This window comes from Streptomyces phyllanthi, from assembly GCF_009377205.1.
Classification (GTDB): Bacteria; Actinomycetota; Actinomycetes; order Streptomycetales; family Streptomycetaceae; genus Streptomyces; species Streptomyces phyllanthi.
Genome location: NZ_VJZE01000078.1, coordinates 21,530 through 28,797, shown reverse-complemented (window position 1 = coordinate 28,797; position 7,268 = coordinate 21,530). Strand labels below are relative to the sequence as shown.

4 protein-coding genes are annotated in these 7,268 nt (G+C 69.4%); all 4 read right to left on the bottom strand.

Going from position 1 to position 7,268, the window contains the following annotated elements:
- A partial coding sequence (recQ, locus tag FNH04_RS14290; protein ID WP_152784103.1) for a DNA helicase RecQ occupies positions 1-1,890 on the bottom strand: 1,890 nt, incomplete at its 3' end.
- A 203-nt stretch (positions 1,891-2,093) separates the two neighbouring features.
- The gene (gene nuoN / locus FNH04_RS14285) at positions 2,094-3,743 is read right to left on the bottom strand and encodes an NADH-quinone oxidoreductase subunit NuoN (protein ID WP_322723045.1); all 1,650 of its coding nucleotides are present in this window, start codon (positions 3,741-3,743) and stop codon (positions 2,094-2,096) included.
- Complete coding sequence (locus tag FNH04_RS14280) at positions 3,740-5,311, bottom strand: NADH-quinone oxidoreductase subunit M (RefSeq protein WP_152784086.1); 1,572 nt, start codon at positions 5,309-5,311, stop codon at positions 3,740-3,742. The genes nuoN and FNH04_RS14280 overlap by 4 nt, the downstream gene beginning before the upstream one ends.
- Before the next feature lie 5 nt (positions 5,312-5,316).
- Positions 5,317-7,263 carry an NADH-quinone oxidoreductase subunit L gene (nuoL, locus tag FNH04_RS14275; RefSeq protein WP_322723044.1) on the bottom strand — a complete coding sequence of 649 codons (1,947 nt, stop codon included), beginning with the start codon at positions 7,261-7,263 and terminating at the stop codon, positions 5,317-5,319.
- Positions 7,264-7,268 lie beyond the last annotated feature (5 nt).

Below are 7,268 nucleotides of genomic sequence, written 5' to 3'. Positions count from 1 at the left end.
CTCCCCGTACGTCGTCAGCTTCTTCTCCCCGACCCCGCTGATACCGCCCAACTGCGCCACCGACGTCGGCCGCACCGTCGCGATCTCCCGGAGTGTCGCGTCATGGAAGATGACGTAGGCCGGAACGCCCTGCTCACGCGCCTGCTCGGCACGCCAGGCGCGCAGTGCCTCGAACACGGGGAGCAGTTCCTCGGGCAGCTCGGCCACCGCGGCCTTCGGCTTGCGCTCGCCCCGCCCGGAGCCCGACGAACCCGCCGAGCCCGACGAACCCGCCCGCGAGGCCACCGCCTTCTTCGGCTCCTTCCGCAGCGGCACCTCCCGCTCCCGCCGCAGCACGGTCCCGCTCGCCTCGGTCAGCACCAGCGTCCCGTACTCGCCCTCGACCGCCAGCAACCCCTGCGCCAGCAACTGCCGTACGACACCGCGCCATTCGCCCTCGCTGAGCTCCTCGCCGATCCCGAAGACGGACAGCTGGTCGTGGTCGAACTGGATGACCTTGCCGGTGCGCTTCCCCAGCAGGATGTCGATGATCTGCACGGCCCCGAACTTCTGCCCGCGCTCCCGCTGCAAGCGCACCACCGTGGACAGCAGTTTCTGCGCGGCGATGGTCCCGTCCCAGGTCTCCGGCGGGGTCAGGCACGTGTCGCAGTTGCCGCAGCCGCCCGGCGTCGGCTCCTGCCCGAAGTAGGCCAGCAGCTGTCCTCGCCGGCACTGTGCCGTCTCGCACAGCGCCAGCATCGAGTCCAGGTGGGCGGCGGCCCGGCGGCGGAACGCCTCGTCGCCCTCTCCGCTCTGGATCAGCTTCCGCTGCTGGACCACGTCCTGGAGCCCGTACGCCATCCACGCGGTGGACGGCAGCCCGTCACGCCCGGCACGGCCCGTCTCCTGGTAGTACCCCTCGACGGACTTCGGCAGGTCGAGATGAGCGACGAACCGTACGTCCGGCTTGTCGATCCCCATCCCGAAGGCGATGGTCGCCACGACGACCAGCCCTTCCTCCCGCAGGAACCGCGCCTGGTGTGCCGCGCGGGTGCCCGCGTCCAGGCCGGCGTGGTACGGCACGGCCTCGATCCCGTTCCGCGACAGGAACTCCGCGGTCTTCTCCACCGAGTTCCGCGACAGGCAGTACACGATCCCCGCGTCGCCCGCGTGCTCCTCCCGCAGGAAGGACAGCAGCTGCTTCCTGGGGTCGGCCTTGGGCACGATGCGGTACTGGATGTTGGGCCGGTCGAAGCTCGCCTCGAAGTGGCGGGCCCTCGGCATGACCAGCCGCTCGGTGATCTCGCGGTGCGTGGCGTGCGTGGCCGTGGCGGTCAGCGCGACCCGCGGGACGTCCGGCCAGCGCTCGCCCAGCAGTGACAGCGCCAGATAGTCGGGGCGGAAGTCGTGGCCCCACTGCGACACGCAGTGCGCCTCGTCGATCGCGAACAGCGAGATCTTGCCCCGCCCGAGCAGGGCCGACGTCCCGTCGAGCCGCAGCCGCTCCGGGGCCAGATACAGCAGGTCGAGCTCGCCCGCGAGGAACTCCGCCTCCACCACGCGCCGCTCGTCGAAGTCCTGCGTGGAGTTGATGAACCCGGCGCGTACTCCCAGCGCCCGCAGCGCGTCCACCTGGTCCTGCATCAGCGCGATGAGCGGGGAGACGACCACGCCCGTCCCCGGTCTGACCAGCGCGGGGATCTGGTAGCAGAGTGACTTGCCGCCTCCGGTCGGCATGAGCACGACGGCGTCGCCACCCGTGATCACATGCTCGATGATCGCTTCCTGCTCACCGCGGAAGGCGTCATATCCGAAGACCCGGTGCAGCGTGGCCAGCGCCTCACTGTCGGCCGGGCGCCCCGCACCCATGGCTGCCTCGTCCACTTCCGCCATCACACCCGTCCCGCCCATCCCGGTCGTCACCCGTCCCCCGTGCGTCATCCGCTGTTCCTCCAGCCCTTGCCACGATAGGGGTCCGGACTGACAGCTTCGGAGTTATCCACAGGCTGCGTCTTCGAGAGCCGCCCTCACCCGACGGGAACCGGCTCTCATACGACGGGACCCGGCCTCCTCAGGAGACCGGGTCCCACCCGCATCCGCCGCTCAGCGGAGCGTCACCGCACGAACACTCCCGCCTGCCCCGCCAGATCCAGGAAGTACTGAGGCGCCACACCGAGCACCAGCGTGACCGCCACGCCGACTCCGATCGCCGTCATGGTCAGCAGCGACGGCACGGCGACCGTCGGCCCCTCGGGGCGTGGCTCGCTGAAGAACATGAGCACGATCACACGGATGTAGAAGAACGCCGCGATGGCCGACGAGATCACACCGACCACGACGATCGCGCCCGCCCCGGCCTCGGCCGCCGCCTTGAACACCGCGAACTTGCCGGCGAACCCGGAGGTCAGCGGAATGCCCGCGAAGGCCAGCAGGAACACCGCGAACACGGCCGCCACCAGCGGCGACCTGCGCCCGAGCCCCGCCCACTTGGACAGGTGGGTCGCCTCGCCGCCCGCGTCCCGTACGAGCGTGACCACCGCGAACGCGCCGATCGTCACGAACGAGTAGGCACCCAGGTAGAACAGCACCGACGAGACACCGTCGGGCGAGGTCGCGATGACACCCGCGAGGATGAACCCCGCGTGCGCGATCGACGAGTACGCCAGCAGCCGCTTGATGTCGGTCTGGGTGATCGCGACGATGGCGCCACCCAGCATGGTGACGATCGCGACCGCCCACATGACCGGCCGCCAGTCCCAGCGCAGGCCGGGCAGGACGACGTACAGGAGCCTGAGCAGCGCGCCGAAGGCGGCCACCTTGGTCGCCGCCGCCATGAATCCGGTGACCGGGGTCGGCGCGCCCTGGTAGACGTCCGGCGTCCACATGTGGAACGGCACCGCGCCCACCTTGAACAGCAGGCCCATGACGACCATGGCGGCGCCGACGAGCAGCAGCGCGTCGTTGCCCATGGTGTCGGCGAGCGCCGGGGTGATCTGCGGGACGGTGCCGTCGACGACCTGGGCGATCGTCGCGTACGACACGGAGCCCGCGTACCCGTACAGCAGGGCGATGCCGAACAGGGTGAAAGCGGAGGCGAAGGCGCCGAGGAGGAAGTACTTGACCGCGGCCTCCTGCGACATGAGCCGCTTGCGGCGGGCCACGGCGCACAGCAGGTACAGCGGCAGGGAGAAGACCTCCAGGGCGATGAACAGGGTCAGCAGGTCGTTCGCCGAGGGGAAGATCAGCATGCCGCCGATCGCGAAGAGCAGCAGCGGGAACACCTCGGTGGTGGTGAACCCCGCCTTCACCGCGGCCTTCTCGCTGTCGCTGCCGGGCACGGACGCGGCCTGCGCGGCGAACGAGTCGACCCGGTTGCCGTGCGCCGCCGGGTCCAGGCGCCGCTCGGCGAAGGTGAACACGCCGAGCAGTCCGGCCAGCAGGATCGTGCCCTGCAGGAACAGGGACGGTCCGTCGACGGCGATGGCGCCCATCGCCGCGATGCCGGCCTTGGTGGTGCCGTATCCGCCCGCCGCGAGTCCGATGACCGCGGCGAATGAGGCCACGAGCGCGACGACGGAGACGAACACCTGGGTGTAGTAACGGGATTTACGCGGCACAAAGGCCTCGATCAGCACCCCGACGATCGCCGCCCCGATGACGATCAGGGTGGGCGACAACTGCCCGTACTCGATCTTCGGCGGGTCGATCTTGCTGATCGGCTCGGCCGCCGTTGTCCACAGGCTGTGGACGGCTGATGCGCTCACTTGGCCGCCTCCACCTCGGGCTGGGGGTCCTTCTTCTGGACGTCGGACATGGTCTGCTCCACCGCCGGGTTGACGATGTCGGTGAGCGGCTTCGGGTAGACACCCAGGAAGACCAGAAGCACGATCAGCGGTGCGACCACCACGAGTTCGCGCACCCTGAGGTCGGGCATCTTGGCGACCTCCGCCTTCACCGGGCCCGTCATCGTCCGCTGGTAGAGGACGAGGACGTAGAGCGCGGCGAGGACGATGCCGACGGTGGCGATGATCCCGATCACGGGATAGCGCGCGAACGTGCCGACCAGGACCAGGAACTCACTGACGAACGGTGCCAGTCCCGGGAGGGAGAGGGTCGCCAGGCCGCCGATCAGGAACGTGCCGGCGAGCACCGGCGCGACCTTCTGCACGCCTCCGTAGTCGGCGATGAGCCGCGACCCGCGCCGCGAGATCAGGAAGCCCGCCACCAGCATCAGGGCGGCGGTCGAGATCCCGTGGTTGACCATGTAGAGCGTGGCGCCCGACTGGCCCTGGCTGGTCATCGCGAAGATGCCCATGATGATGAAGCCGAAGTGTGAGATCGACGCGTACGCCACCAGCCGCTTGATGTCCCGCTGGCCGACGGCGAGCAGCGCCCCGTAGATGATGCTGACGAGCGCCAGGACGAGGACGACCGGCGTCGCCCATGTGCTGGCCTCCGGGAACAGCTGGAGACAGAAGCGCAGCATCGCGAAGGTGCCCACCTTGTCGACGACCGCCGTGATCAGGACGGCGACCGGGGCGGTGGCCTCCCCCATCGCGTTCGGCAGCCAGGTGTGCAGGGGCCACAGGGGCGCCTTCACCGCGAACGCGAAGAAGAAGCCGAGGAACAGCCAGCGCTCGGTGCTGGTCGCCATGTCCAGTGAGCCGTTGGCGCGGGCCTCGGCGATCTCCGTGAGCGAGAAGTTCCCCGCCACCACGTACAGGCCGATGACCGCGGCCAGCATGATGAGGCCGCCGACCAGGTTGTAGAGGAGGAACTTCACGGCCGCGTACGACCGTTGCGTCGCCGCCGTCTCCTCGCCGTGCTCGTGGGCCCGGTCCCCGAAGCCGCCGATGAGGAAGTACATCGGGATGAGCATGGCTTCGAAGAAGATGTAGAAGAGGAAGACGTCGGTGGCCTCGAAGGAGATGATCACCATCGCCTCGACGGCCAGGATCAGGGCGAAGAAGCCCTGTGTGGGCCGCCACCGCTTGTTGCCGGTCTCCAGCGGGTCGGCGTCGTGCCAGCCCGCGAGGATGATGAACGGGATGAGCAGGGCCGTGAGCGCGATCAGCGCCACCGCGATGCCGTCCACGCCCAGCTCGTACCGCACCCCGAAGTCCGCGATCCAGGAGTGGGACTCGGTGAGCTGGTAGCGGTCGCCGCCCGGGTCGAAGCGCACGAGCACGGTGACGGCGAGCGCGAGCGTGGCGAGCGAGACGATCAGCGCCAGCCACTTGGCGGCGGTGCGCTTGGCGGCCGGTACGGCTGCCGTGGCGATCGCTCCGAGGGCGGGGAGCGCCGCCGTCGCTGTCAGCAGAGGAAAGGACATCGGTATCAGACCGCCCTCATCAGCAGGGTCGCGGCGATGAGGACCGCCGCACCGCCGAACATCGAGACCGCGTACGACCGCGCGAAGCCGTTCTGCAGCCTGCGCAGCCGTCCGGAGAGGCCGCCCATGGAGGCCGCCGTGCCGTTGACGACGCCGTCCACCAGCGTGTGGTCGACGTACACCAGGGACCGGGTGAGGTGCTCGCCGCCGCGGACCAGGACGACGTGGTTGAAGTCGTCCTGGAGGAGGTCGCGCCGGGCGGCCCTGGTGAGCAGGGACCCGCGCGGGGCGACGACGGGCACGGGACGGCGCCCGTACTGGAGGTAGGCGAGGCCGACGCCGAGGACCATCACGGTCACCGTGGCGACCGTGACCGTCAGCGCACTGACCGGCGGGTGCCCGTGCGTGTGGCCGGTCACGGGCTCCAGCCAGTGGACGAACCGGTCGCCGATGCTGAAGAACGCGCCTCCGAAGACCGACCCGACCGCCAGCACGATCATGGGGATCGTCATGACCTTGGGCGACTCGTGAGGGTGGGGTTCGGCGTGGGCGCCGTGGTGCTCGGCCGCAGGCTCCGCGCTCGGCTCCTCCGGGGAGGCGGTCGGCCGGCTCTTCCAGCGCTCCTCCCCGAAGAACGTCATCAGCATCACGCGCGTCATGTAGAACGCCGTGATGGCCGCACCCAGCAGGGCCACGCCGCCGAGGATCCAGCCCTCCGTGCCGCCCTTGGCGAACGCCGCCTCGATGATCATGTCCTTGGAGAAGAAGCCGGACAGGCCGGGGAAGCCGATGATGGCGAGGTAGCCGAGACCGAAGGTGACGAAGGTGACCGGCATGTACTTGCGCAGGCCGCCGTACTTGCGCATGTCGACCTCGTCGTTCATGCCGTGCATGACCGAGCCGGCGCCGAGGAACAGCCCGGCCTTGAAGAAGCCGTGCGTCACCAGGTGCATGATCGCGAAGACGTAGCCGATGGGGCCGAGACCCGCGGCCAGCACCATGTAGCCGATCTGCGACATGGTCGACCCGGCGAGGGCCTTCTTGATGTCGTCCTTCGCGCAACCGACGATCGCACCGAAGAGGAGCGTGACCGCGCCGACCACCGTGGTGACCAGCTGCGCGTCCGGTGCGCCGTTGAAGATCGCCGCGGAGCGGACGATCAGGTAGACGCCCGCGGTCACCATGGTCGCGGCGTGGATGAGGGCCGAGACCGGGGTCGGGCCCTCCATCGCGTCCCCGAGCCAGGACTGCAGCGGCACCTGGGCGGACTTGCCGCAGGCGGCGAGCAGCAGCATCAGGCCGATGGCGGTGAGCGTGCCCTCGCCGCTGTCACCGGCGGACGCAAGGACCGGCCCGAAGGCGAAGGTCCCGAAGGTGGTGAACATCAGCATGATCGCGATCGACAGGCCCACGTCGCCGACGCGGTTGACCAGGAAGGCCTTCTTCGCGGCGGTCGCGGCGCTGGGCTTGTGCTGCCAGAAGCCGATCAGCAGGTACGAGGCGAGGCCGACGCCCTCCCAGCCGACGTACAGCAGCAGGTAGTTGTCGGCGAGGACGAGCAGCAGCATCGCCGCGAGGAACAGGTTCAGATAGCCGAAGAAGCGGCGCCTGCGCTCGTCGTGCTCCATGTACCCGATCGAGTACACGTGGATGAGCGAGCCGACGCCGCTGATCAGCAGCACGAACGTCATCGACAGCTGGTCCAGCTGGAAGGCGACGTCCGCCTGGAAGCCCTCGACGGGGATCCAGCTGAACAGGTGCTGACTCATCTCCCGGTGTTCGGGGTCCTTGCCGAGCATGTCGGCGAAGAGGACCGCGCCGAACACGAAGGACAGGGCCGCCAGGACGGTGCCGATCCAGTGGCCGACGGCGTCGAGGCGCCGGCCGCCGCACAGCAGGACGGCCGCTCCGAGCAGGGGCGCCGCCACCAGCAGCGCAATCAGGTTCTCCACGATTC

Coding starts and splice junctions, on each gene's coding strand:
- FNH04_RS14280 (WP_152784086.1), bottom strand. CDS start 5,311: ATGTCCTTTCCTCTGCTGACAGCGACGGCGGCGCTCCCCGCCCTCGGA.